This is a genomic window from Tundrisphaera macrotermitis, from assembly GCF_051175315.1.
GTDB lineage: Bacteria > Planctomycetota > Planctomycetia > Isosphaerales > Isosphaeraceae > Tundrisphaera.
In genome coordinates this window covers 2,966,010-2,988,725 of sequence record NZ_CP195100.1, presented here as the reverse complement: position 1 = coordinate 2,988,725, position 22,716 = coordinate 2,966,010, and the positions used below count along the sequence as shown (strand labels likewise).

Sequence of the window (22,716 nt, the reverse complement as noted above, 5' to 3'; positions counted from 1 at the left end):
GGCCGTGCAGGGAGCGTCCGAGATGAACGCGATCACCAGGCTCTTCGAGGTCGCCGCCCGCGCGGACCGGCTCGGCGTGGCCGTCACCCGCGCCGGGCTGATCGTGGTGCTGGTCTGGATCGGCGGGCTGAAGTCGGCCCGCTACGAGGCCGACGGCATCGTACCGTTCGTGGCCAACTCGCCGTTCATGAACTTCTTCTACAAGTACCCCGCCCCGGACTACAAGCAGCACAAGAACCCGGAGGGGGCGCTGGTCCCGGCCAACCGGGCCTGGCACGAGGCCAACCACACCTATCCGTTCGCCTACGGGCTGGGGTCGGTGATCGTCCTGTACGGGCTGATGCTCTGCCTCCACCCGTGGCTGCCGCAGGTGGCGACCCTGGGGAGCTTCCTGGTGGTCGTGATGTCGTTCGTGACCCTGTCGTTCCTCATCACGACCCCGGAATGCTGGGTGCCGCCGCTCGGCGACGCGAACCACGGGTTCCCGTACCTGAGCGGGGCCGGACGGCTGGTGGTCAAGGACGCGATCATGATGGGCGCCGCACTCGTCACGATGGCCGACTCGGCGAAGGCGTACCTCCGGAAGAAGGCCGGGCCCGCCACGCCGTAGACGCGGCCGGGCCGGGGGTGTCTACTGGGCGCGACCCGAGACCAGCCCGAATCGCCACCCGCCAGGACCCGACCATGGCCCGCATCACGTTCGCGCCGATGGCCCTCGCCTTCGCGGCCCTGATGGCCGCCCCCGCCGAGGGGCAGGAGATCGTGGTCCGGGACATCGCCGGCCTGCGGCGGGAGATCGCCGGGGCGAAGCCGGGGTCCGTCATCCGGGTCGCCCCCGGGGTCTACGAGGGGGGCGTCTCGGCCCGCGGCCTGCACGGCAAGCCGGGATCGCCGATCGCGATCCGGGCGGCCGACCCGAAGGAGCCGCCCACCTTCCGGGGCGGCGCGTCCGCCTTCCACCTCGCCGCGGTCTCGCACCTCGAACTGGCCGACCTCGTCGTCGAGGGGGCGACCGGCAACGGGATCAACATCGACGACGGCGGGAAGGCCGGCGAGCCCTCGCACCACGTCGTGCTGCGGGGCCTGGTCGTCCGCGACGTCGGGCCGAAGGGCAACCGGGACGGGATCAAGCTGTCCGGCCTGGACGACTTCCGGGTCGAGGGCTGCACCGTCGAGCGCTGGGGCGACCGGGGCTCGGGGATCGACATGGTGGGCTGCCACCGGGGCGAGATCGTCGGCTGCACGTTCCACCACGGCGACAAGCTCGGGGATCACGGCGTCCAGACCAAGGGGGGAAGCGCCGAGATCGCGATCCGCCGCTGCCGGTTCGACCACGCCGGCCAGAGGGCGGTGAACCTCGGCGGCAGCACCGGACTGCCCTACTTCCGGCCCCAGCCCGCTCCGGGCTACGAGGCGAAGGCCATCACCGTCGAGGACTGCACGTTCCTGGGCTCGATGGCCCCGGTGGCCTTCGTGGGCGTGGACGGGGCGACCGTGCGGCACAACACGATCTATCGGCCGAAGCGCTGGGGCCTGCGGATCCTCCAGGAGACCAAGGCCGATGGTTTCGCCCCCTGCCGCAACGGCGCGTTCTCCGACAACCTGATCGCGTTCCGATCCGACGAGATGGCGGTGCCGATCAACGTCGGCCCCGGCACGGCACCGGACAGCTTCACCCTGGCCCGCAACGCCTGGTATTGCCTGGATGCCCCGGCGCGGAGCCGGCCCAAACTGCCGATCCCCGAGGCCGACGGCGTGTACGGCGAGGCCCCCGGGTTCCGCGACGCCGAGGCGGGCGACCTGCGATCCGCCGGCCCGGCCGGGGCCCGCCCGGATCAGGGCGCTTCCGGGGAGGCCCGACCGTGATCCTCGGCCCGGTGCTGCTCTCCCTCCTCCTCGGCTCGCCCGCGGACGCGCCGCCGGAACGGCCCCGGCTGGTGGTGCTGACGGACATCAGCAGCCTGAAGGCCGGGGTCGCCGAGCCCGACGACGGCCAGTCGCTGATCCGCCTGATGCTCTATGCCAACGACTTCGACATCGAAGGGCTGGTCGCCTCCTCCAACCTGGGGCACGGCCAGGCCGTGCGGCCCGACCTGATCCGCCGGGTCGTCGCGGCCTATGGGCAGGCCCGCCCGAGCCTGGTCCTGCACGACGACCGCTATCCCCCGGCGTCCCACCTCGACGCGGCGGTCAAGGCGGGCCAACCGATCGCCGGGCCGAAGGTCGCCATCGCCGACGGCGTCGGCGAGGGGAAGGACACCGAGGCCTCCGACTGGATCATCCGGGTCGCGGACCGGCCCGACCCCCGCCCCGCCTGGGTGCTGATCTGGGGCGGATCGACCGACCTGGCCCAGGCCTTGTGGAAGGTCCGCGCGACCCGCACGCCCGAGGAACTGGCCCGGTTCGTGGCGAAGCTGCGGGTCCACGCCATCGGCGACCAGGATTCGACCGGGCCGTGGATCCGGGCGGAGTTCCCCGGCCTGTTCGCGATCACCCAGAGGCGGGCGTATCGGGGGATGTACCGGGGCGGCGACACCGCCCTCACCTCCCCCGCCTGGGTCCGCGAGCACATCCACGGCCACGGCCCGCTCGGCGACCTCTACCCGGACTATCGCGGCGGCGACATCTGGTCCTCGAAGCTGGGCCCGGTCCGGGGGATCAAGGAAGGGGACACGCCGTCGTTCCTGGCCCTGATCCCCGTCGGGCTGGGCGAACCGGGACAAACCGGGGTCGGCACCTGGGGCGGCCGGTTCGAACGGGTCGGCGGCAGCCCGACCGACGTGCCCGACCCGGGCCTCGACATGCCCGAGGACCCCGACCCGCGGATCGCGTCGGTCCACCGCTGGCGCCCCGCGTTCCAGGCCGACTTCCAGGCCCGGCTCGACTGGTGCGTCCGGCCCTTCGACCGGGCCAACCACCCCCCTCAGGTCCGGATCGCCGGGGGTCGGGAGCGGACCGTCCGGGCCGGGATGGTCGCCACGATCGACGCCGGGGAGACGAGCGACCCGGACGGCGATCCGCTGGACTTCGGCTGGGCCGTCGAATCCCCTTCCCCGGCGTCGTCCCGCGCCGTCCGGTTCGAGGTCCAGGACGCCGGCCGGGCCGGGGTCGTCGTCGGCCCGGAATTGGCCGGCCAGACGATCCGGATCCGGCTCTCCGTCACCGACCGGGGCCGGCCGGCCCTGGCCCGATACGGCGTGGTGACCCTGAAGGTCGAATGAGGCCCTGGAGGCGTCGGGGAGGCCGGTTCGGCCGGCCGGCACGGGCATTCTTTCCCGACCGACACTGGACGGGCCCGCCCCGATCATCGAAGGTATCGCGACGGGAGCGCGAGAGAGTTGTCCAGGGGACGTGACGCGATGGGCTTTGAGCCACCGGATGCGGTCGAGGTCAAGAAGGCCGAGGGGAAGGGGCTGGGCGTCTTCGCCCGCCGCCCGATCGGCAAGGGGGAGTTGATCGAGCGGGCCCCCGTGCTCCTGATGAGCGACAAGGAATATTGCAGCGGCGTGGACAAGACCCTGCTGGCGGGCTACGTCTTCGCCTGGGGCGAGGGCCAGATCGCCCTGGTTCTGGGCTTCGGCTCGATCTACAACCATTCGTACAAGCCCAACGCCCGCTACGACGACGACGCGGACGAGCCGAAGGCCAAGGAATACATCGCGATCCGCGACATCGCGGCCGGCGAGGAGATCACCATCAACTACAACGGCAGCCCCACGAGCCGGGCCAAGGTGTGGTTCGACGTGGTCAAGGAACCCCCGAAGATCAGCGCCCGACGCAAGGCGAAGTCTTCCGGGTGAGGCCGGGCCGCCGGCCCCTCGAACACGCACGACTCAGTCAGGAGGTCGAATCATGCCGCTGAAACTGGTGATCGTCGGCGGGGTGGCCGGGGGGGCGTCGGCGGCGACCTCTGCCCGCCGGGCCGACGAGGCGGCGGAGATCGTCGTCTTCGAACGCGGCCCGGACGTCTCGTTCAACAACTGCGGCCTCCCCTACTACGTCGGCGACGTGATCGACGACCGGGACAAGCTGATCGTCACCTCGCCCGAGCGGATGCGCGACCGCTACCGCATCGACGTCCGGGTCCGCACTTCGGTCGAGTCGATCGACCGGGCCCGGAAGGTGGTGCGGGCCCGCGACCTGGCCTCCGGCCGGGAGTATGACGAGCCCTACGACAAGCTGATCCTCTCGCCCGGCGCCGCACCGACCCGGCCCGACGTGCCCGGAGCCGACCTGCCGGGCATCCATACCCTCCGCGACCTCCGCGACGTCGACCGGATCCGCGGGCGGGTCGACGCCGGCATCCGCCGCGCGGTCGTGATCGGCGGCGGCTACATCGGCCTGGAGGTGGCCGAGAACCTGGCGCGTCGGGGCGTGGCCACCACCCTGGTCCAGTCCCAGGGCCAGGTCCTGTCGCTGTTCGACGCCGAGATGACGACGCCCATCGCCGAGCATCTCGCCGAGCACGGGATCGAGCTGATCCTGGGCGATTCCGCCGAGGCCTTCGAGGAGAAGGCGGGCGGGATCGAGGTCCGGCTCAGATCGGGCGGGACCCGGCAGGCGCAGCTCGTGGTGGTGGGCGTGGGCGTGCGGCCCGAGACCGGGCTGGCCGTCGCGGCGGGGCTGGCCCTCGGCCCGAAGGGGGGCATCCGGGTCGACGAGCACCTGCGGACCGACGACCCGGACATCTACGCCGTCGGCGACGCCATCGAGGTCGAGGACTACGTCCTCGGCGGCCCCACGCTCGTCCCCCTGGCCGGGCCGGCCAACCGCCAGGGACGGCTGGCCGCCGCCCACATCTGCGGGGAGGCCGAGGCCCGCTATCGGGGCACCCAGGGGACGGCCATCGTCGGCGTCTTCGGCAAGACGGCGGCCATGACCGGCGCCTCGGAGAAGGCCCTCCGCAAGGCGAACAGGCCGTTCCGCAAGGTCTACGTCCACGCCAACAACCACGCCGGTTACATGCCCGGGGCCGAGCCGATCTCGCTGAAACTCCTGTTCGAACCGGAGGGCGGCAAGATCCTCGGGGCCCAGGCGGTGGGCGGCAGCGGCGTGGACAAGCGGATCGACGTCCTGGCCATGGCCATCCAGGCGGGGATGACGGCGTTCGACCTCGAAGAGTCGGAGCTGGCCTACGCCCCCCAGTTCGGCGCGGCCAAGGACCCGGTGAACATGGCCGGGTTCGTGGCGGGCGGGCTCCTCCGGGGCGAGCATCCCCAGGTCGACGTCGAGGCGGTCCTGGACCTGTCCGCCGATCGCCGGCCCCTCCTGCTCGACGTCCGCAGCCCCGACGATTTCATGAAGGCGCATCTCCCCGGCGCCGTGAACCTGCCCCTGGACGAGATCCGCGACCGGCTCGACCAGATCCCCCGCGACCGGGAGATCGCCACCTACTGCCAGTCCGGGCAGAACGGCCACATGGCGACCCGGATCCTGCTCCAGTCCGGGTTCCGCGCCGCGAACATCGGCGGCGGCTTCAAGACCTATCGGCTCCACCACCCGGCCCCCGATTTGCGCTGAGCATATTCCAATCTCGCCGCTTAGTTCCACACCTGAATTATTTGACCTGGAAACAGTGCAGGCCTATCATGGTGCCAAGCGATGAGGGGGTCGGCCGGGATGCCGGGGCCCTGCTGGCCGACCTCTGGCGTCTGTTCCAGGCGATCCTGGACGACTCGGAGCCGGCCCTGGCGGAGCTGGGGCTGTCGGTCAAGGCGTTCTACCTGCTGGAGGCGATCGGCGATCATCCGTATCCGGCCCAGCTCGCCCGCAAGATGCACCTGCCGCCGCCGACGGTGACCTACCTGGTCAAGCAGCTGGAGGCGCGGGGGTTCGTGGAACGGCGGGCCGAGCCCGACGACCTGCGGCGGTTCCGGCTGGAGCAGACCGCATCGGGCCGCGAGGCGCTGCTCCGGGGCAGCGACGCCCTCAGCCGCCCTCTGGGCGTACGCCTGGCCCGGCTCGCCCCGGGCGATCGGGCCGCCTTCGACCGGGCCTTGCGGCGACTGGCCGAGCCGGGCGACGAGGCCGGCCGTCCCTGATCCGTCCATCATCATCGGCCCATCGCGCGGCCCCTCCGGGCCGCGCTGCGCCTCGACTTCGGATCCCTCTTCCCTCGGTTCGGGAGATTCAGCGATGCGATACCGACTGCTCGGCAAGTCCGGCCTGCGTGTCTCGGAGCTTTGCCTCGGGACGATGACCTTCGGCGAGGACTGGGGCTGGGGCTCGACGAAGGAAGAGAGCCGGCAGATCCTGGACGCCTTCTTCGAGGCCGGCGGCAACTTCATCGACACGGCCAACGTCTACACCAACGGCACCAGCGAGGCGCTGCTGGGGGAGTTCCTGGAAGGGGACCGGGACCGGGCCGTGCTGGCGACCAAGTACACCAACGCCATGCCGGGCACCGACCCCAACGCCGGCGGCAACCAGCGCAAGAACATGATGAGGGCCGTGGAGGCCAGCCTCAAGCGGCTCCGCACCGACTACATCGACCTCTACTGGCTCCACATCTGGGACCGGCTCACGCCATTGGAAGAGGTGATGCGGGCCTTCGACGACCTGGTCGCCCAGGGCAAGATCCTCCACGCCGGGGTGTCGGACATGGCCGCCTGGGCGGTGGCCCGCGCCAACACCCTGGCCGAGCTGCGGGGCTGGACCCCGTTCGTCGGGCTCCAGGTCGAGTACAGCCTGATCGAGCGGACCGTGGAGCGCGAGCTGACACCCATGGCCGACGCCCTCGGCCTGGGCGTGACCGCCTGGTCCCCGCTGGCCAACGGCGTCCTGACCGGCAAGTATGCCCACGGCAAGGCCGGGGCCGACGCCCGGATGAACAGCGACATGATGAAGGGCTTCGCCGCGTCCGGCACCCGGACCGATGCGATCGTGGCCGAGGTCCTGAAGGTCGCCGAAGAGGTCGGGCGGTCCCCGGCGCAAGTCGCCCTGGCCTGGCTCCGCCACCGGCCGACCCCGGTGATCCCGATCATCGGCGCCCGGAAGATCGACCAGTTCCGCGACAACCTGGCCTGCGTCGACCTCAGGCTCGACCCGGCGCAGGTCGGCCGGCTCGACGAGGCCAGCCGGATCGAACTCGGCTTCCCGCACGACTTCTACGCCAAGGACCTGATCAAGGGGCTGACCTACGGCGGCCTGCGGGACCGGATCGACGCCTGACCCCGCCCGACGACCGCCGCCGCCCGGAGGGCCTCACCGGGTCGGCGGTTCGTCGGGGGCCGCCTCGCGGAGGAGCCTCCGATAGGCGGCCTCGACCGCGTGGAACTCGGCGGGGTTGCCGCCCCGGTCGGGGTGGACCGAGAGGGCCCTGATGCGATAGGCGGCCTTGATGTCGTCCAGGCTGCACGGGGGCTCCAGCCCCAGGGCCCGGAACGCGGGCCGCGCGTCGGAGCCGGTGTCCCCCATCGCCCGGGCGCGGGTGGTGTAGAACTCGGAGTCGGGATAGCCGACCGAGTAGGCCGAGCCCTCGCGCTCCAGGCGGGCCCGGTCCAGGGCGACCGTCGGGTTCAGCCCCTCCCAGTCCTCGTCCTCGGTGCCGATCTGGTCCGGCCCGCACGAGCGGCGGCCGACCCGGACCTTCTTGGCGGTCTTCGACAGGACGAGGTGGGCGGCCACGAACGTCTCCCCTTCGTGGTCCCCGGCGCGGCGGGTGTAGAGGTATTCCCGCCGCGGCTCGCGCCCGCCCGATGCGCCGGCGGCCGGGGCGGGGTTGTCCCGCTTCGGCGGGGCGACTCGCCTCGACGCGGTCGACGCCCGCCGCGACCCGTAGATCCCGGCCTCGGCCAGCGCCTCCCGGGCGGCGACATCGGCCTCCTTCAAGCTGGGCGCGTAGCCCTGGGCGATCGTGATCCGGCCCTCGGCACCGGCCACGTCGTCGTAGGCCACCCAGTGGACACGGTCGCGACCGACCCGGGTCCGGGTCCAGACCGGGTGCTTCTCGCCCATGATGCCGATGCTCCTGCCTGCGATGAAGGGGTCGTGCCCGAGAACGCCCGTATCGCACATAGTATACGATTGTCGCCTTCCATCCCATCCTGATCATCGCGCACGGGTGCCGCTCGGGCCCCCGATCGGGTAGAACACGACCTGCCCGCAACGCCGACGCCCGACCCCGAGGAGGCCCGCCCATGACACGCATGCTGATCGCTCTCGCCGGAATCCTCCTCGCGGGGACGGCCCGGGCCGACGACCCGATCCTGGAGCGGCAGACCCTGTTCGAGGCGAACACCGGCGGCTATGCCCTCTACCGGATCCCCGGGTTGGTGGCGACGAAGGCGGGGACGCTGCTGGCCTACTGCGAGGCCCGCAAGCACTCGCGGAGCGACTGGGGCACCATCGACATCGTGATGCGTCGGAGCACCGACGGCGGCAAGACCTGGGGCCCGGCGCGGAAAATCGCCGCCCCGCCGCCGGACGCCCGCAAGAACCCCGTCGCCCCGGCCCGGAAGGACGCCCCGCCCGGCGAGTTCACCCTCAACAACCCGGTGGCCATCGCCGACCCGGAGACCGGGGCCGTCCACGTCCTCTACTGCGTCGAGTACGCCCGCTGCTTCCACATGCGGAGCGACGACGACGGCGCGACCTTCTCCCCCCCGGTGGAGATCACCCCGGCCTTCGACCGGTTCCGCCCCGAATACGACTGGAACGTCCTGGCCACCGGCCCCGGCCACGGCATCCGGCTCTCGGGCGGTCGGCTGGTCGTCCCGGTCTGGCTGTCGACCGGCAAGGGGCAGACCGCGCACCGGCCGTCGGTCGTCTCGACCATCGCGAGCGACGACGGGGGCAAGACCTGGGCCCGGGGGGCGATCGTGGTCGCCGACCCCCGCCCGTCCAACCCGAGCGAGTCGTCGACGGCGGAGCTTTCCGACGGCCGGGTGATGCTCAACGTCCGGCACGAGTCCGAGCCCCGGCTCCGGGGAATCTCGATCAGCCCCGACGGCCTCTCGGGCTGGAGCCCGATGCGGTTCGACCCGGCCCTGCCCGACCCGGTCTGCTTCGGCAGCCTCGCGCGGATGCCGGCCGACCCGGCCCGGCTCCTGTTCGTCAACCTGGACAACGCCGCGAGCAAGGAGCGGCGGAACCTGACCGTCCGGATGAGCCGCGACGACGGCCGGACCTGGCCGGTCGCCCGGGCGCTCGAACCCGGCACGAGCGGCTATGCCGACCTTGCGGTCGGGCCCGACGGGGTGATCTCCTGCTTCTACGAGTCGGGGTCGTCGGCAAAGGGGTCGACCGTCCCGCCCACCCTGCAGCTGGCCCGGTTCAACCCCGAATGGCTGGCCGCCCCGAAGTCCGACTGAATCCCCGCCATCGACCAGGAAGGTGAAACATGGCCAGGCACGCCGTCCGCAGCCTGTTCGAGCCCGAAGACGACGAGCCCGCCCCGGAGGCCGTGGCGCAGGACGCCCCGCTCGCCGAGCGGATGCGGCCCCGGACGCTGGAAGAGTACGTCGGCCAGGGGCACCTGATCGGGGCCGGGCGGATGGTCCGCAAGCTGGTCGACGGCGGGGGCCCCTTCCCGTCTTTGATCCTCTGGGGCGGGCCGGGGACGGGCAAGACCACCCTCGCCCGGCTGCTCGCCAACCGCACCGGCGCGAGGTTCGCGCCGCTGTCGGCGGTCCTGTCCGGGGTCAAGGAGCTGCGCGAGGCGATCGCCGAGGCCCGGGACGCCCGGCGCCGGGGCAAGCCGACGATCCTGTTCGTGGACGAGATCCACCGCTTCAACAAGGCCCAGCAGGACGCCCTGCTCCCGGCCGTGGAGGACGGGACCGTCAGCCTGGTCGGCGCGACCACCGAGAACCCGTCGTTCGAGGTCAACGCCGCGCTCCTGTCCCGGTCCCGGGTCCTGACGCTCCAGCCCCTATCCGAGGAAGACGTTGCGACGATCCTCCGCCGCGCCATGGCCGACGAGCGCGGCCTGAAGCATCTCCGGCCCGCGGTCGCCGACGAGGATCTCGCCCACCTGGCCCGCGCCGCCGCCGGCGACGCCCGGGTCGCCCTCACGGCCCTGGAGGCCGCCGTCCTGTCGGCCGACCCCGGCCCCGACGGCGCGCGGGGGGTGGACCGCGAGGCGATCATCGAGGCCGTCGGCCGGGCCCGGTTCGCCTACGACAAGGGGGGCGAGGAGCACTACAACCTCGCCTCGGCCCTGATCAAGTCGTTGCGAAATAGCGACGCCGACGCCGGGCTCTACTGGCTGGCCCGTCTGATCGAGGGGGGGGCCGACCCGATGTTCATCGCGCGTCGGCTCTGCATCCTGGCTTCCGAGGACGTCGGGCTGGCCGACCCCCGGGCCATGGAGCAGGCGGCGGCCGCCGCCGAGATCGTCCGGCTGATCGGACTGCCCGAGGGGCTCTATCCCCTGGCCCAGGCCACCGCCTACCTGGCGCGGGCCCCCAAGTCGAACGCCCTGAAGCGGGCCTACTTCGCGGCGGCCGAGGATGCCGCGGCCACCGCCCGCGAGCCGGTGCCGCTCCACCTCCGCAACGCCGTCACTCCGCTGATGAAGGCCCAGGGCTACGGCCAGGGCTATCGATACGCCCACGACGACCCCGAGGGCGCCTCCGCCATGACCTGCCTGCCCGAATCCTTGGCAGGCCGGACCTACCTCGAAGCTCCCCGACCCGGTCCGGTTCCCCCGGCCGGCGAAGGGCGTCCCGTGCGGTCCGAGTGACGCCCCCCGGTCACGATTTTGGGTGAACCCGTACTTTTCTTTTGCAAACTTTCGTCGGTCCCCCTATAACCTTCCGAGACAGGCTCACGTGCGAGGGGCGGTCAGGAGGATCTCCGCCAAGGTCCGTTTTCGCGAACATCATCGATTGGTCGAACGCGCCGCCAAGGGTTGGTTCGTGCCCGGCTGGAGGATCGATGTCGCCCGTCGTCGTCGATCCGGGCGGCTCAGGATTTGGGTCGGCCATGAAGGCCAGGGCCAAGGAGCCCAGATCGTGAGAAATCGTCTCGAAGACCTCTGGATCACGTCTGCCGACGACGGGGCCACCTCCCCGATCGGCATCGAGCTGTTCCGCCCGCAGGTCGACATGGAAGACCTGCTGCGAGCCTGGGCCCTGGAGCGTGGCCACAGCATCGAGATGGGGATGATCCTCGACCAGTCGCGTCGGTTCCTGGGCCGGCTGATGGCCGCCGACGGGATGTCCCGCGAGGATCGGAAGCGGGCCCGGGCCCTGATGACCCTGATCAAGGACGCCTTGCGAGAACCCGGGGCCAGGTGAGCCGGGGCCGCCCTCGCGACGTCCGGGCGGCCGACCGATCGCCAAAGCACGTGGGCGGGACCCGCCAGGCGCCGGAGCATCGCCGATGTATCACGCCGAGACCTTCGAGTTGCGGACCCGAGGGCGAGGGACCTGGGAGATCAGCGATCAGGTCGGCGAGGTGGTGCGGCGCTCGGGGGTCGACCGCGGGCTCTGCACCGTCTTCGTCCACCACACCAGCGCCTCGCTGATCATCTGCGAGAACGCCGACCCCGGCGTCGTGTCCGACCTGGAGCGGTTCTTCTCGCGGCTCGTGCCGGACGGCGACCCGCTGTTCCGCCACGTCGCCGAGGGGCCCGACGACATGCCGGCCCACGTCCGATCGATCCTCACCCAGGCCTCGATCTCGGTGCCGATCGAGCGGTCCCGCTGCGACCTCGGCACCTGGCAGGGCATCTTCCTGTACGAGCACCGGACGGCCCCCCACCGCCGCCGGATCACCGTCTCGGTGGTCGGCTGAGCCGAGACGGGCTCCGCGCCGGCGACCGGCTCGGTTATCGTGGGGATCGGCCCCGGACGCGCCGAGGCCCGATGGATCCACCGGCATTCTTGGCCCCCGAACGATGGCATGGCTCTCCTCGACGGTCGCCGCACTGGGCGTGTTCGGCTCGCTGATCTGGCTGGTCCACCTGATCCACCTGGGACGCCATCGCCGAGACGTGGTCGAGCTGGCCGACGTGCCCGACCGCGAGCCCGAGGGGGGCTGGCCGTCGCTGGCCGTGATCGTGGCGGCGCGGGACGAGGCGGGGTCGATCGAGGCCGCCATCCGGTCGCTGCTGGTCCAGGACTACCCCGGCCTGCGGGTGATCGCCGTCGATGACCGCTCCGCCGACGCGACCGGGCCGATCCTGGACGCGCTCGCCGCCGAGTCCGACCGCCTGACGGTGGTCCACGTCCGCGACCTGCCCGACGGCTGGCTGGGCAAGACCAACGCCCTCCAGATGGGGGCCGACGCCACCGACGCGCGGTGGATCCTGTTCACCGACGCCGACGTGGTCTTCGCGCCCGGGGCGTTGCGGAAGTCGATCGCCTACGCCGAGTCCGAGCGGGCCGACCACGTCTGCGCGATCCCCGAGGTGCTCTCGGACACGTCGGCCGAGCGGGTCTTCCTGGCGATGTTCGGACTCCTGTTCTCGATGCACGCCCGGCCCGGCAAGATCGCCGACTTCTCCAGCCGGGCCAATGCCGGCGTCGGCGCGTTCAACCTGATCCGGGCCGAGTCGTTCCGGGCCATCGGCGGATTCCGCCACCTGGCCCTGTCGGTGGACGACGACATCCGGCTGGCCCGGGCGCTCAAGTATGGCGGCTATGCCGCGCGGCTGGTGCTGGGCCGGCGTGCGGTCGCGGTCCGCTGGCAGGTCGGCCTGGGGGGGATGATCCGGGGCCTTGAGAAGAACTTCTTCGCCGGGATGTTCTACAGCCTGCCCCGGGCCCTGGGGGCGGGCGCGGCGGTCGTGATCCTGGGGATCGCGCCCCACGCCGGCCTGTTCGTCGGGCCGATCTGGACGCGGGCCGTGTGCGGGATCGGGGTGGCGAGCATCGTCCTGGCCCTGGCCGGGACGAAGAGGGGGAGCGGGATCGGCGGGGTCTACGGCCTGATCCTCCCCGTGGGAGCGGTCGCCGTGCTGGTCGCCCTGGTCCGATCGGTGGTCCTGACCCTGGCCCGGGGGGGCGTGATCTGGCGCGGGCACCTCTACCCGCTCGCCGCGCTCCGGGCCCACGTCCGGCTACGGGAAGCCTGGACCCGCGAGGTCTGGCGGTCGACCCGCTGATGCCGGATCAGTCCAGCACCACGACCGACGACCGCAGGCCCGACAGCGAGGGCATCGACTCCAGGGACCGGCGCACCGCCCTTTTCTGGAAGATGCCGACGCCCCGCGCCTCGATGGCCACCTGCTTGCCGACGACCCGGACTTCGAGCGACCGGGCCCGGTTGCCGACCAGCGCCCGCGCCTGGCGTTCGATTTTGCGGCGCAGCAGGGTATCGGCGGCCGGGTCGTTCTTGGGCTCGGACGGGTTGGCCATCGACCCGCCCGACGCGACGGCGGCCCGGCCGGGGGCCGAGGCGGGCGTGGGAGCCGTCCCGGGCCGGGCGTTGCCGAACCACCAGGGGCGGCGGGCGGGCGGCGGGGGCGTGGCCGATCGGGTGGGGCCGGATGTCGAGGCGGTCGGAGTGGCCCGGGCCGACGAGCGGGGCGTGGTCGGGCGCTCGTCGATCGGCGCGGCCGGCTCGAACGGCATCGTCTCGATGATCGTCGGCTCGGCGGCCCGGGCCGGCGCGGGGGCGTTGCTCATCCCGATCGGCGCATCCAGGTCGGGCAGCATCAGGTCGGCGGCCGGGGCCGGGGCGGCGCCGCGGGGGGGAGTGCTGATCCCGGGCAAGGCCAGGACCGGCCCCTGTCGGATCGGCGGTGCGTCCGCCGGCCCGGGCAGCGGGGCCGCGTCGGGCAGCCCGGCCGGGGCCGACAGCATGGGCCCCTCGTCGCCGGCCCGGACGCCGGCCGGGCCGATCAGGCCGAGGGCGAGCGCCAGGCGGATGGCCCGGCCGGATGAGCCGGGGTCGTCGCCGGTCCTGTTGGATTTGCCGCCGCCGATTCGTCGCATGAGCTTGTCCTCGACGGGGTCGAGCCGCCATGATGCTGGGCCATGACGCGAGATCGGTATCGGCCCGGTTTGTGCAATGGGTTGAGTCTTTTCGACGGATGCGGAGGTCATGAGGGGCCCGATGCGGATTTCCAGCGAGGTCGCGGCGGTCACGGGGGCATCCAGCGGGATCGGGGCGGAACTGGCCCGGCAACTGGCGGCCCAGGGGGTGCGGGTCGGGCTCACGGCGCGGCGGGCCGAGAACCTGGAGGCGGTCGCCGCGTCGATCCGCGCGGCCGGCGGGACCGCCTGCGTCGCCCCGGCCGACGCCTCCGATCCCGCCGCGATCCGTGAGGCCCTGGCGAAGATCGCCGGCGAACTCGGCCCGATCGACCTCCTGGTGATGAACGCCGGCGTCGGCCTGAAGACCCCGGCCGACGATTTCTCCGCCCGCGAGTTCGACCGCATGGCCCGGGTCAACTTCATCGGGCCGGCCTACGCCATCGAGGCCGTCCTGCCCGGCATGCTCGCCCGGAAGCGTGGGCACCTGGTCGGGATCAGCAGCCTGTCGGCCTTCCGGGGGATCCCCGGCGCCTCGGCCTATGCGGCCACCAAGGCGGGGCTCTCGACCCTGCTGGAATCGCTCAGGCCCGAGCTGCGCGGGGCGGGCATCGCCGTGACCACGGTCCACCCCGGCTTCGTCCGGACGGCGATGACCGCCGACCAGACCAATCCCAAGCCGTTGGAGATGGGGCCGGACCAGGCCGCCCGGATCATCCTCCGGGGGATCGCGGCCAGGAGGAGCCGGGTCGACTTCCCCTGGCCTTTGGTCGCCGCCCTGCGGATGGTCCGGGTCTTGCCCGACTTCCTCTACGACCGGTTGGCCGGGCGGATCTACCTGGCCCACGGGTCCGGCCGGGATGATCCGCCCGCCGAGGTTCAGTAATCGGTGGGCGTGACGACGGGCGTCGTCCGGGCGACCGGGGTGCCGGTCACGATCTGGCGAAGTTCCCCGACGATCCCGGCCGGCACGCCGACCACGGCCGCCGCGGCGGTCTTGACGAACTTGTTGTTGCCCGAGGACTCGTAGTAATCCCGTGGGCGCGACAGCAGGGGGTGGCGGTCCACCACCGACACCGACGCGGGCGGGACGACCGCGACCTTGGACGGGACCGAGGCGTCCCCGATCAGGGTCCCGGATTCGGCGGGGTCGGTCAGCACCGGCTCGTTCTCCACGACCTTGCGACGCGCAGCATTCTGGCAACCGGGGCCGATCAACGCCAACGCCGCCAGGGCAATCACCGTCCGATGGTTGGCACGCATGACCAGACGATCCTTTCCGGCGGGGCCCGACCCGAGCGGGCCGGGCATCATCGCCTCTGGTCAAGGATACCCCACGGCTGAGGCGCTTGCCGGAGATCGTGCCGAGGAAGGCGTGCCGAACGTGGCGCACCAATAGGCTGTGCCGTCCGTGGCGACTGCGCGGGCCACGCCGATCTCGGCGTAGTCGCCCAGGATGTTCCGGCGGTGGCCGGGGCTGTGCATCCAGGACGACATGACCTCGGCGACGTCGCGCTGGCCGGCCGCCACGTTCTCCGCCGCCCGGGTGTAGCGATAGCCGACCCGGGACATCCGGTCGAACGGGGACGACCGATCGGCCCCGGTGTGGCTCATCTTCCGCCGCGAGGCCATCTCCCGGGCGTGGCCCCGCGCCGCCTCCTCCAGCTCGGGGTTGAGCACCAGCGGAGGCAGCCGCTTCCGGGCCCGTTCGGCGGCGTGGGCCGCCACCAGCGCCTCGACCACGTCCCCATCGTCGGGGGCGGGCGAATCCGGGAGCGAGACCCGGGGCGCGGAAGGCAGCGGGGCCGGCCGATGCGCGGTGCAGCTCAGGCCCGCACCCGCGAGGAGGGCGGCCAGCACCAGGCGTCGCGATCGCGGGGGCGTGGGGCACATGTCGGGAAAATCGGCCGGCATCGGGCCGATCCGCGAGCCAATCGGGCGCAGGAGGAGGACGCCGGTTCCGGTCGGGCTATCCGCGCCCGGCCCGGCCCCCGATAATGAGGTCGGATCGGCGGGCCGACCGCCGACCGGAATCGCGGGGTGAGGGGCGAAACGGTGGCCGGACCGGCGGCGGAGTTCGTGGCGTTCGACCTGGAGATGACCGGCCTGTCCCCGGCCGACGATCGGATCGTCGAGGTCGGCGCCGTCCGATTCGACGCGGCCGGCGTCGAGCTGGCCGCGTTCGCGTCGCTGATCAACCCCGGCCGGCCGTCGAGCCCGGCGGCGCGGGCCATCCACGGGATCGGCGACGAGGTGCTGGCCGAGGCGCCCGGCGCCGAGGTCGTCCTGCCGGCGTTCGTCGCCTTCCTTGGCGACCCGCTCCGGACGCGGCTGCTGGCCCACGGGGCGACCCTGGACGCCGGCTTCCTGGGCCGGGAGCTGATCCGGCTCGGCCTCCCCCTGCCCGGCCACTCGGTCGTGGACACCCTGGCCTGGTCGCGCGACCGCTGGCCTGCCCTGTCGAGCTACAAGCTCGGGAGCCTGGCCACGCGGTTCGGGCTCGACCCGAGCGGCCCCCACCGGGCCCTGGCCGATGCCCGCCGCGTCCTCGGCCTCTGGCGGGCGCTCCGCGACGGCGACCCGGCCGGGGAGCCCCCCCTGGCCTACCCGATCTTCGACGGCCGGCTGCCGCCCCCGGCGCCCGAAAGCTGGACGGGCGTGGCCGGGGCGATCGAGCGGGTCCAGGATCTCCGGATCGTGTACGAAGGCGGCTCGCGCGGGCCGGGGCCTCGCCTGGTCACGCCCCGGGGATTCGCCCATCGCGGCGGGGTCGCCTACCTGGTCGCGGTCTGCCATCTCGACGATCGCGAGAAGGAGTTCCGCCTCGATCGGGTCCGCCGCTTCGACATCATCGATCGGATCGCCGGCGGCGATGCCGGGCTGGGAGGTTAGTTCATGGCGGGCTTGCTGGTCAGCGTCCGCTCGGCCGAGGAGGCGCGGGCCGCCGTCGCGGGCGGCGCGAGCGTGATCGACGTGAAGGAGCCCGACCTCGGGCCGCTGGGACGGGCCCCCGCCCCGGCGATCCGGGCGATCCGGTCGGCCGTCCCCGCGGCGATCCCGGTCAGCATGGCCCTGGGCGAGCTGGGCGAATGGCGGCTCGACCGCGCGCACGGCGAGGGGATCGCCTTCCGCAAGCTCGGGCTCGCCGGCTCCGGCCCGGACTGGGAGGCAGCCTGGGCCGAGATCCGGGGTTCCGACCCCGACGGGCCGCGCTGGGTGGCGGTCGCCTACTCCGACTGGGAAATCGCCCGCTCGCCCCGTCCCGATCGGATCCTGGAGGCCGCCCTGGATGCGCCCGAGGTGGTCGGCGTGCTGGTGGACACCTGGGACAAGTCCCGACCGGGGTCGCTCGACGCCTCGCCGGGATGGATCGCCTGGGCGGAGCGGGCCCGGTCCGGGGGCCGATTCGTCGCGCTGGCCGGCCGGCTCGACCTGGCGGCCATCGCCCGGCTGGCCCCGCTCCAGCCCGACCTGTTCGCGGTCCGGGGGGCGGCCTGCGTCGGGGGGGATCGGCGGGGCGTCGTGGATGCCCGCCGCGTCGCCGAGCTGGCACGCGCCGTCGGCGGGACCGTTTCCAGATCTCCATATCCATTCAAATGATCGAGACGGGGGGTGGTCGGGCGTCCCGCGCCATGGTGTCGGAAAAATCCGGGCGACGGATTGGTGGGCACGGCACTTGGTTTGCTTTGTCATATTCATCAGTCAGTCCTTTCGCCCCACACACCAGCCCGGGAGATACCGATCATGTCCGACGCCAAGAAGACCGCCCCTGACGCCAATCGCGACCCGATCACCGGAGAGCCGGGCGCGCATCCCGTGGGGACCGGCCTGGGTGCGGCCGGGGCCGGCGCCGCGGCCGGGGCCGTGGGCGGGATGGCCGCCGGCCCGGTGGGCGCGGCGGTGGGTGCCGTCGTCGGTGCCGTGGCGGGCGGGCTCGCCGGCAAGGGCGTGGCCGAATCGATCGACCCGACCACCGAGGACGCCTACTGGCGGGATGCCCATCGCGAACGGCCGTATGCCCAGGCCGGCACCAGCTACGACCACTATCGCCCCGCCTACCAGTATGGGTGGGAGTCGCGCGGGATTCATGCGGACAAGTCCTTCGACGAGGTCGAGGGCGACCTGGGCCGCGACTGGGACAGCCGCAAGGGTTCGTCCAGCCTGACCTGGGATCACGCCAAGCACGCCGCCCGCGACGCCTGGGACCGGGTCGACCACACGGTCCGCAACGCGACCAGCAAGTCCTGAGGCCCGCTCACTTTCGCGGATCATCGACGACGGGGGCCGGGGGGATCGATCCTCCCGGCCTTCGGCCGTTTCGAAGGCCGGGAAAAGCGGCGGGTCGGCAACCTGGGCGGGTGATTCCCCGGGATGGGCGGGTTATGATCGACGTCGGCCCTCGTCCGTCGGGAGTTCTTCCCCGACCCGATGCCCTCTGCACGGCCATCCCATCCGCCGATCCCGCCACCCGGAGTCTCCGACCATGCCCGGCCGTGTCCTCTCGTTGTCCTGCCCGATGCTGATGGCCGTCGTCCTGATCGGATCGGGCGTCGCCTCTCGCGCCCAGCAGCCGCCCCCGACCACCCCTCCCGCCGAGCCTTCGGCCAAGGAGGCCGTGGCGCAGGCCAAGGAGGCCGTGCCGGCGAAGCGCCCCGCCGACCCGATCGAGCGGATCAAGGAGGAAGCGGAGAAGAGGTCCCAGGTCATGGCGACCCTGGGCTACCTGACCGACGTGATCGGCCCCCGCCTGACGGCCTCCCCCGGCGCCAAGCGGGCCAACGAGTGGACCCGCGACAAGCTCGCCGCCTGGGGCCTGGAGAACGCCAAGCTGGAGCCGTGGGGCGAGTTCGGCAAGGGATGGACGCTCAAGCGGTTCTCGATCCAGGTGGTCGAGCCCCAGTGCATCCCGCTGATCGCCTTCCCCCGCGCCTGGTCGCCGGGCACCGACGGCCCGGTCACGGGCGACGTGGTGGACCTGGACTCGGTGAAGACCGAGGCCGACCTCGACAAGCTCAAGGGGAAGCTCAAGGGGGCGTTCGTCCTGCTCGGCCCGGTGCGCGACGTGCCCGCCCGGTTCGAGCCACTGGCCACCCGGATCAACGACTCCGAGCTGCTGGTCCTGGCCAACGCCCCGGACGTGAACACCCGCCGGCCTCGCCGCACCCCGCCCCCTGCCCCCGGCACCGCGCCGACCCCCGCCCCCACGCCGGCGCCGACGGGCGGCCGGGGCGGGATGAGCCCCGAGCAGCGGGCCGCCCTGCAGCTCCAGCGGAGGAAGACGACCTTCGCGATGGAGGAGGGGGCCGCCGCGATCCTCGACGGCAGCGCCCAGGGGGATGGCGGCACCCTGTTCGTCGCCCAGGCGAGCGTGCCCTCCGGCCCGTTGCCCGGCCCCGGCGAGCCGCCCGCGCGTCGGGTCTCGGCCTGGGACAAGGATGCCCCCAGGATCCTCCCCCAGATCGCCGTCAGCAAGGAGCACTACAACCGCCTCCTGCGGATGATCCGCCAGGGCGAGTCGCTCAAGATGACCGTCGACCTCGCGGTGCAGTTCCACGAGGGGGACGACGCCAAGGTCTATAACACCGTGGCCGAGATCCCCGGGACCGACCTCAAGGATGAGGTCGTCATGCTCGGTGGGCACATGGATTCCTGGCACAGCGGCACCGGGGCAACCGACAACGCCGCCGGCGTGGCCGTGGCGATGGAAGCCGTCCGGATCATCAAGGCGCTGGACCTCAAGCCGCGCCGGACGATCCGCGTCGCGCTCTGGACCGGCGAGGAGCAGGGCCTGCTGGGATCGAAGGCCTACGTCCGCGAGCACTTCGGCCAGCTCGGCAACGCCTCCCCGGCCGCCGAGGCGCTGGGCAACGCCCGGATGGCAAAGCTCACCACGAAGCCCGAGTATGAGAAGTTCTCTGCCTACTACAACCTCGACAACGGCACCGGCAAGATCCGGGGCATCTACCTCCAGGGGAACGAGGCGGCCCGGTCGGTGTTCCACCCCTGGCTCAACCCGTTCCGGGAGATGGGGGCGGCGACGGTCACGATCGCCAACACCGGCGGGACCGACCACCAGTCGTTCGACGGGATCGGCCTGCCCGGCTTCCAGTTCATCCAGGACGTGGTCGAGTACGACTCGCGGACCCACCACTCCAACCAGGACGTCTTCGACCGGATCCAGGCCGATGACATGAAGCAGGCGTCGGCGATCATGGCCGCCTTCGTCCTGAACACCGCCAACCGCGACGAGAAGATCCCCCGCAAGCCAGCCCCTGGGCAGGCCCCTTCCCCCAGCCCGTCGCCCGCCCCGGCCACGCCGGCGGCGGCCGGCGGCAACTGACCGCGACGACCCACCGGCCGCGGCGGGATCACCCCCCGCCGCGGCCCCCCTTCGGCTCGCACCCGGCCAGGTCGCGGGCCTCCCCCTTGAGGGCTTCGAGGTCGAGTTCGGCCGAGGACCGGACGTCGGCCTTGAGGATCGTCTCCATCTGCCGGAGGGCGTACCGGTTGTCCTCCTCGGTGTTCGAGGCGATGCAGTCGCCGGGCACGACCAGCCGGAAGTCGCGCATATAGGCGTCGTTGGCCGTGAACAGCACGCAGATGTTGCCCGCCATGCCGGTCAGGATCAGCGTATCCACCTGGAGGTAATCCAGGAGGATGTCCAGCGTGGTCGAGAAGAACGCGGAATGCTTGGGCTTGAGGACGAAGTAGTCCTGCTCGCCGGGCCGGAGCTTCTCGACGACCGGACGGCCGCGCACGTCGCCCGCGCAGTGCTCGATCAGGTGGTGGAAGTTGGACTGCCAGCGGCCGAAGTTGTCGTTGGCATAGACCACCGGGATGCCGGCGGCTCCGGCCCGGCGCTTCAGCTCGGCGATCCGATCGGCCATCGGCAGGGCCTGCCGGAGGAGCTGCTCCCCATCGGGGAACTCCAGGTCGTTGATCGTGTCGATCAGGAGCAGGGCGACCTTGGCCGTGTCAGGGACGTTGCCGTGCAGGTCGGCGTTCTTGGCGATCATGGGGTGGCTCCCGGGGAGGGGTGGGGTCCAGGCCCGCCCCTCCTTGCAACCCCCACGCCGAAGCCCCGCCCCCCCGGGATTCGGGTCGGCGGGGCCGCGGTGCATCAATGCTCGGGGGAGAGGTCACGCCTCGGCGTCGGCGAACTCCGGCTCCGACGCGGCGCCCCAGGCGGTGTCGACCTGGTGCGGGCCCCAGAACTCGGACGGGCCGTCGGCCCGCGCGTCGATCGGCAGGACGGCCGGCGGGCTCGCCGCGATGGCGGCCGCCGGCGCGGGGGCCCGGCGGAACCAGCGGCGGACGTCCAGGCAGGCCATCATGTGATTGAATTCCTCGGGCGTGAGGAAGGCCAGGTAGCCGACCATCATCAGCTCGCCGAAGATCGGGATGTTGATCGTGAAGAAGATCCCGGTGTGCAGCGCCACGCCGGCGAGCAGGATCCAGGGCCTCGCGGCTCGGAACCAGATGACGATGGCCAGGCCGAACTCGATGGCCAGGGCCGAGTAGGTCATCAGGTTGATCAGCTCGGGGTACTGGGTCAGGAAGCTGAAGTCGAACCGGCGGACCTCGGCGTTGTTCAGCACCAGGTGCAGGGCCGACCCGTTGAGCCAGTTCACGCCGTGGGCCTTGAGCACCGAGGCGACCGTGTAGATCAGGCTGATCTGCACCTGGATCAGCCGCTGGGCCCAGGGGATGATCAGGGGTTCGGCCAGGGTGCCCCGGAGCCGGTCCCGCTTGCGGGCGTCGAGCGACCACGCGGCGCCGGCGGGGGCCAGCATCAGGTTGAAGGCGAAGGTGATCAGCAGGACGTCGGCCCCGCTGCTGGTCACCACGTTGCGGTGGTGGATCGAGACCAGCCCCAGGTAGAGCAGGACGCCCATCGTCCGGGTCCGCCAGCCGACCGTGTAGGCCGCCGCGATCGCCGCGACGACGGCGAAGCCCGCCCGCACCGTGGTCGGGTCCTGCCAGTACTGGAACGGCGACTGCCGCAGCGGGCCGGCCACGAACTTCGACTCCGACCCCTGGAGCAGCCCGGTGTCGGTGAACCAGTAGTCGAGGTCCACGGAGATGAAGGCCAGGTTGCACAGCACCAGCAGGCCGAACAAAATCCGGATCGCCGCCAGCGGCTTCGCCGAGGTCGGCCGGAACCAGAACGCATTCCAGGCGCGGATCGGGTTCATGAGCGGATGTCCTCGGCGCTGGCGAATCGGTAGCTCTTGAGGGTGTGCGGGACGGTCGGCTTCATCGGGTCGAGCGGGCCCTCGCCCAGCTTCGGCGTCTCGCGCACCTGGTAGTACAGCTCGACCTCGACCGGGTAGGCGTCCTCGGGGATGTGGAGCTGGCGGATCACGTGCCGGGCCGCACATTCGCGGATCGCCACGTTCTCATCATCGCCGATGTTCGATGCGTACTTCGAGTGCCGGACCCGGGGGGCGGCGCGGAGGATCGAGAAGTCCGCCATCTTGGGGAAGGCGAAGGTCCGCTGGATCCCCTTGGCGTCCAGCGTGATGGCCTCCACGGTCATCTCGCAGGCCGCGGGGTTCGGGGCGAACATCCCCCAGTTCTGCCAGAGCCCGAGCGGGATCAGGTAGGTCGAGGCGTAGGGGAACAGCCGCGCCCGGAGGGCGCAGGCCGGCATGTTGTAGATGGCCAGCGCGGCGAGATGCATGGCCAGGAATGCGGAGATTCCCAGCCTCTGGGCGATCCATCGCCTGTTCAAGGCCCCCTCCATGTTTTCAAGCTCGGGGGACGTCCATCGTCCCGGATGATCGGGGACTTT

Annotated in this window: 24 protein-coding genes; 17 read left to right on the top strand and 7 right to left on the bottom strand. The window is 72.0% G+C overall.

All coding sequences use genetic code 11. From position 1 onward, the window contains the following. Positions 1–22 precede the first annotated feature (22 nt). From TA3x_RS11960 to TA3x_RS11930, 7 genes are all read left to right on the top strand, one after another. Positions 23–610 carry a DUF417 family protein gene (locus tag TA3x_RS11960; protein ID WP_435021471.1) on the top strand — a complete coding sequence of 196 codons (588 nt, stop codon included), beginning with the start codon at positions 23–25 and terminating at the stop codon, positions 608–610. Positions 611–684: 74 nt separating this feature from the next. After that, positions 685–1,866 carry a right-handed parallel beta-helix repeat-containing protein gene (locus tag TA3x_RS11955; RefSeq protein WP_435021469.1) on the top strand — a complete coding sequence of 394 codons (1,182 nt, stop codon included), beginning with the start codon at positions 685–687 and terminating at the stop codon, positions 1,864–1,866. Continuing rightward, positions 1,863–3,221: a nucleoside hydrolase-like domain-containing protein gene (locus tag TA3x_RS11950; protein ID WP_435021467.1), complete on the top strand. Its 1,359-nt coding sequence runs from the start codon at positions 1,863–1,865 to the stop codon at positions 3,219–3,221. Before TA3x_RS11955 ends, TA3x_RS11950 begins: the two co-directional genes overlap by 4 nt. Before the next feature lie 138 nt (positions 3,222–3,359). Then, entirely contained in the window at positions 3,360–3,800 is a 441-nt protein-coding gene (locus tag TA3x_RS11945) for an SET domain-containing protein (protein ID WP_435021466.1), read from the top strand. Positions 3,801–3,852: 52 nt separating this feature from the next. Beyond that, the gene (locus TA3x_RS11940; RefSeq protein ID WP_435021465.1) at positions 3,853–5,520 is read left to right on the top strand and encodes an FAD-dependent oxidoreductase; all 1,668 of its coding nucleotides are present in this window, start codon (positions 3,853–3,855) and stop codon (positions 5,518–5,520) included. Between the two features lie 68 nt (positions 5,521–5,588). Next, complete coding sequence (locus tag TA3x_RS11935) at positions 5,589–6,041, top strand: MarR family winged helix-turn-helix transcriptional regulator (RefSeq protein ID WP_435021463.1); 453 nt, start codon at positions 5,589–5,591, stop codon at positions 6,039–6,041. 94 nt (positions 6,042–6,135) lie between these two features. Beyond that, entirely contained in the window at positions 6,136–7,170 is a 1,035-nt protein-coding gene (locus TA3x_RS11930; protein ID WP_435021461.1) for an aldo/keto reductase, read from the top strand. A gap of 33 nt (positions 7,171–7,203) precedes the next feature. Here TA3x_RS11930 and TA3x_RS11925 read toward each other — a convergent pair whose 3' ends face one another. Then, positions 7,204–7,956, bottom strand: coding sequence for a J domain-containing protein (locus tag TA3x_RS11925; protein WP_435021459.1), 753 nt, complete (start codon positions 7,954–7,956; stop codon positions 7,204–7,206). A gap of 182 nt (positions 7,957–8,138) precedes the next feature. Between TA3x_RS11925 and TA3x_RS11920 the strand changes: the two genes are divergently transcribed. From TA3x_RS11920 to TA3x_RS11900, 5 genes are all read left to right on the top strand, one after another. Beyond that, complete coding sequence (locus tag TA3x_RS11920; protein WP_435021457.1) at positions 8,139–9,311, top strand: sialidase family protein; 1,173 nt, start codon at positions 8,139–8,141, stop codon at positions 9,309–9,311. A 29-nt stretch (positions 9,312–9,340) separates the two neighbouring features. Continuing rightward, positions 9,341–10,684 (top strand): replication-associated recombination protein A, encoded by a 1,344-nt coding sequence (locus TA3x_RS11915; protein WP_435021455.1) that lies wholly within the window; start codon positions 9,341–9,343, stop codon positions 10,682–10,684. A 271-nt stretch (positions 10,685–10,955) separates the two neighbouring features. Further along, positions 10,956–11,240 carry a hypothetical protein gene (locus TA3x_RS11910; RefSeq protein ID WP_435021453.1) on the top strand — a complete coding sequence of 95 codons (285 nt, stop codon included), beginning with the start codon at positions 10,956–10,958 and terminating at the stop codon, positions 11,238–11,240. Positions 11,241–11,325: 85 nt separating this feature from the next. Beyond that, positions 11,326–11,739 (top strand): secondary thiamine-phosphate synthase enzyme YjbQ, encoded by a 414-nt coding sequence (locus TA3x_RS11905; protein WP_435021451.1) that lies wholly within the window; start codon positions 11,326–11,328, stop codon positions 11,737–11,739. 103 nt (positions 11,740–11,842) lie between these two features. Beyond that, positions 11,843–13,051, top strand: a complete 1,209-nt coding sequence (locus TA3x_RS11900; protein WP_435021450.1) for a glycosyltransferase — start codon at positions 11,843–11,845, stop codon at positions 13,049–13,051. Positions 13,052–13,058: 7 nt separating this feature from the next. Here the strand turns inward: TA3x_RS11900 and TA3x_RS11895 are convergent, their stop codons facing one another. Beyond that, positions 13,059–13,883 (bottom strand): hypothetical protein, encoded by an 825-nt coding sequence (locus TA3x_RS11895; RefSeq protein ID WP_435021448.1) that lies wholly within the window; start codon positions 13,881–13,883, stop codon positions 13,059–13,061. Between the two features lie 121 nt (positions 13,884–14,004). Here TA3x_RS11895 and TA3x_RS11890 point away from each other — a divergent pair, with 121 nt between their 5' ends. Beyond that, complete coding sequence (locus tag TA3x_RS11890) at positions 14,005–14,808, top strand: SDR family NAD(P)-dependent oxidoreductase (RefSeq protein ID WP_435021446.1); 804 nt, start codon at positions 14,005–14,007, stop codon at positions 14,806–14,808. On the opposite strand, the gene TA3x_RS11885 is transcribed toward TA3x_RS11890, so the two are convergent. Both TA3x_RS11885 and TA3x_RS11880 read right to left on the bottom strand, forming a co-directional pair. Then, positions 14,802–15,185 carry a hypothetical protein gene (locus tag TA3x_RS11885; protein WP_435021444.1) on the bottom strand — a complete coding sequence of 128 codons (384 nt, stop codon included), beginning with the start codon at positions 15,183–15,185 and terminating at the stop codon, positions 14,802–14,804. The two genes, TA3x_RS11890 and TA3x_RS11885, sit on opposite strands and share 7 nt — an antisense overlap. Before the next feature lie 60 nt (positions 15,186–15,245). Next, positions 15,246–15,836 carry a CAP domain-containing protein gene (locus tag TA3x_RS11880; RefSeq protein ID WP_435021442.1) on the bottom strand — a complete coding sequence of 197 codons (591 nt, stop codon included), beginning with the start codon at positions 15,834–15,836 and terminating at the stop codon, positions 15,246–15,248. Between the two features lie 141 nt (positions 15,837–15,977). Between TA3x_RS11880 and TA3x_RS11875 the strand changes: the two genes are divergently transcribed. From TA3x_RS11875 to TA3x_RS11860, 4 genes are all read left to right on the top strand, one after another. After that, positions 15,978–16,814 carry an exonuclease domain-containing protein gene (locus TA3x_RS11875; protein WP_435021440.1) on the top strand — a complete coding sequence of 279 codons (837 nt, stop codon included), beginning with the start codon at positions 15,978–15,980 and terminating at the stop codon, positions 16,812–16,814. Between the two features lie 3 nt (positions 16,815–16,817). Beyond that, on the top strand, positions 16,818–17,522 hold the full coding sequence (locus tag TA3x_RS11870) for a (5-formylfuran-3-yl)methyl phosphate synthase (RefSeq protein ID WP_435021438.1): 705 nt from the start codon (positions 16,818–16,820) through the stop codon (positions 17,520–17,522). A gap of 144 nt (positions 17,523–17,666) precedes the next feature. Then, positions 17,667–18,170, top strand: coding sequence for a hypothetical protein (locus TA3x_RS11865; RefSeq protein ID WP_435021436.1), 504 nt, complete (start codon positions 17,667–17,669; stop codon positions 18,168–18,170). A 235-nt stretch (positions 18,171–18,405) separates the two neighbouring features. After that, entirely contained in the window at positions 18,406–20,262 is a 1,857-nt protein-coding gene (locus tag TA3x_RS11860) for a M20/M25/M40 family metallo-hydrolase (RefSeq protein ID WP_435021434.1), read from the top strand. A gap of 28 nt (positions 20,263–20,290) precedes the next feature. On the opposite strand, the gene TA3x_RS11855 is transcribed toward TA3x_RS11860, so the two are convergent. The 3 genes from TA3x_RS11855 to TA3x_RS11845 all read right to left on the bottom strand — a co-directional run bounded on the left by TA3x_RS11855 (position 20,291) and on the right by TA3x_RS11845 (position 22,656). Further along, complete coding sequence (locus tag TA3x_RS11855; RefSeq protein ID WP_435021432.1) at positions 20,291–20,938, bottom strand: cysteine hydrolase family protein; 648 nt, start codon at positions 20,936–20,938, stop codon at positions 20,291–20,293. Between the two features lie 123 nt (positions 20,939–21,061). Next, complete coding sequence (locus TA3x_RS11850) at positions 21,062–22,117, bottom strand: HTTM domain-containing protein (protein ID WP_435021430.1); 1,056 nt, start codon at positions 22,115–22,117, stop codon at positions 21,062–21,064. Further along, the gene (locus TA3x_RS11845) at positions 22,114–22,656 is read right to left on the bottom strand and encodes a hypothetical protein (protein ID WP_435021428.1); all 543 of its coding nucleotides are present in this window, start codon (positions 22,654–22,656) and stop codon (positions 22,114–22,116) included. The genes TA3x_RS11850 and TA3x_RS11845 overlap by 4 nt, the downstream gene beginning before the upstream one ends. Positions 22,657–22,716 lie beyond the last annotated feature (60 nt).

What these genes read in the sequence shown, in the direction of transcription:
- TA3x_RS11905 (WP_435021451.1), top strand. Translation starts at nt 11,326, where the DNA reads ATGTATCACGCCGAGACCTTCGAGTTGCGGACCCGAGGGCGAGGGACC.
- TA3x_RS11855 (WP_435021432.1), bottom strand. Translation starts at nt 20,938, where the DNA reads ATGATCGCCAAGAACGCCGACCTGCACGGCAACGTCCCTGACACGGCC.
- TA3x_RS11940 (WP_435021465.1), top strand. Translation starts at nt 3,853, where the DNA reads ATGCCGCTGAAACTGGTGATCGTCGGCGGGGTGGCCGGGGGGGCGTCG.
- TA3x_RS11880 (WP_435021442.1), bottom strand. Translation starts at nt 15,836, where the DNA reads ATGCCGGCCGATTTTCCCGACATGTGCCCCACGCCCCCGCGATCGCGA.
- TA3x_RS11955 (WP_435021469.1), top strand. Translation starts at nt 685, where the DNA reads ATGGCCCGCATCACGTTCGCGCCGATGGCCCTCGCCTTCGCGGCCCTG.
- TA3x_RS11915 (WP_435021455.1), top strand. Translation starts at nt 9,341, where the DNA reads ATGGCCAGGCACGCCGTCCGCAGCCTGTTCGAGCCCGAAGACGACGAG.
- TA3x_RS11925 (WP_435021459.1), bottom strand. Translation starts at nt 7,956, where the DNA reads ATGGGCGAGAAGCACCCGGTCTGGACCCGGACCCGGGTCGGTCGCGAC.
- TA3x_RS11900 (WP_435021450.1), top strand. Translation starts at nt 11,843, where the DNA reads ATGGCATGGCTCTCCTCGACGGTCGCCGCACTGGGCGTGTTCGGCTCG.
- TA3x_RS11865 (WP_435021436.1), top strand. Translation starts at nt 17,667, where the DNA reads ATGTCCGACGCCAAGAAGACCGCCCCTGACGCCAATCGCGACCCGATC.
- TA3x_RS11895 (WP_435021448.1), bottom strand. Translation starts at nt 13,883, where the DNA reads ATGCGACGAATCGGCGGCGGCAAATCCAACAGGACCGGCGACGACCCC.
- TA3x_RS11930 (WP_435021461.1), top strand. Translation starts at nt 6,136, where the DNA reads ATGCGATACCGACTGCTCGGCAAGTCCGGCCTGCGTGTCTCGGAGCTT.
- TA3x_RS11935 (WP_435021463.1), top strand. Translation starts at nt 5,589, where the DNA reads ATGGTGCCAAGCGATGAGGGGGTCGGCCGGGATGCCGGGGCCCTGCTG.
- TA3x_RS11850 (WP_435021430.1), bottom strand. Translation starts at nt 22,117, where the DNA reads ATGAACCCGATCCGCGCCTGGAATGCGTTCTGGTTCCGGCCGACCTCG.
- TA3x_RS11920 (WP_435021457.1), top strand. Translation starts at nt 8,139, where the DNA reads ATGACACGCATGCTGATCGCTCTCGCCGGAATCCTCCTCGCGGGGACG.
- TA3x_RS11890 (WP_435021446.1), top strand. Translation starts at nt 14,005, where the DNA reads ATGCGGATTTCCAGCGAGGTCGCGGCGGTCACGGGGGCATCCAGCGGG.
- TA3x_RS11960 (WP_435021471.1), top strand. Translation starts at nt 23, where the DNA reads ATGAACGCGATCACCAGGCTCTTCGAGGTCGCCGCCCGCGCGGACCGG.
- TA3x_RS11885 (WP_435021444.1), bottom strand. Translation starts at nt 15,185, where the DNA reads ATGCGTGCCAACCATCGGACGGTGATTGCCCTGGCGGCGTTGGCGTTG.
- TA3x_RS11945 (WP_435021466.1), top strand. Translation starts at nt 3,360, where the DNA reads ATGGGCTTTGAGCCACCGGATGCGGTCGAGGTCAAGAAGGCCGAGGGG.
- TA3x_RS11860 (WP_435021434.1), top strand. Translation starts at nt 18,406, where the DNA reads ATGCCCGGCCGTGTCCTCTCGTTGTCCTGCCCGATGCTGATGGCCGTC.
- TA3x_RS11870 (WP_435021438.1), top strand. Translation starts at nt 16,818, where the DNA reads ATGGCGGGCTTGCTGGTCAGCGTCCGCTCGGCCGAGGAGGCGCGGGCC.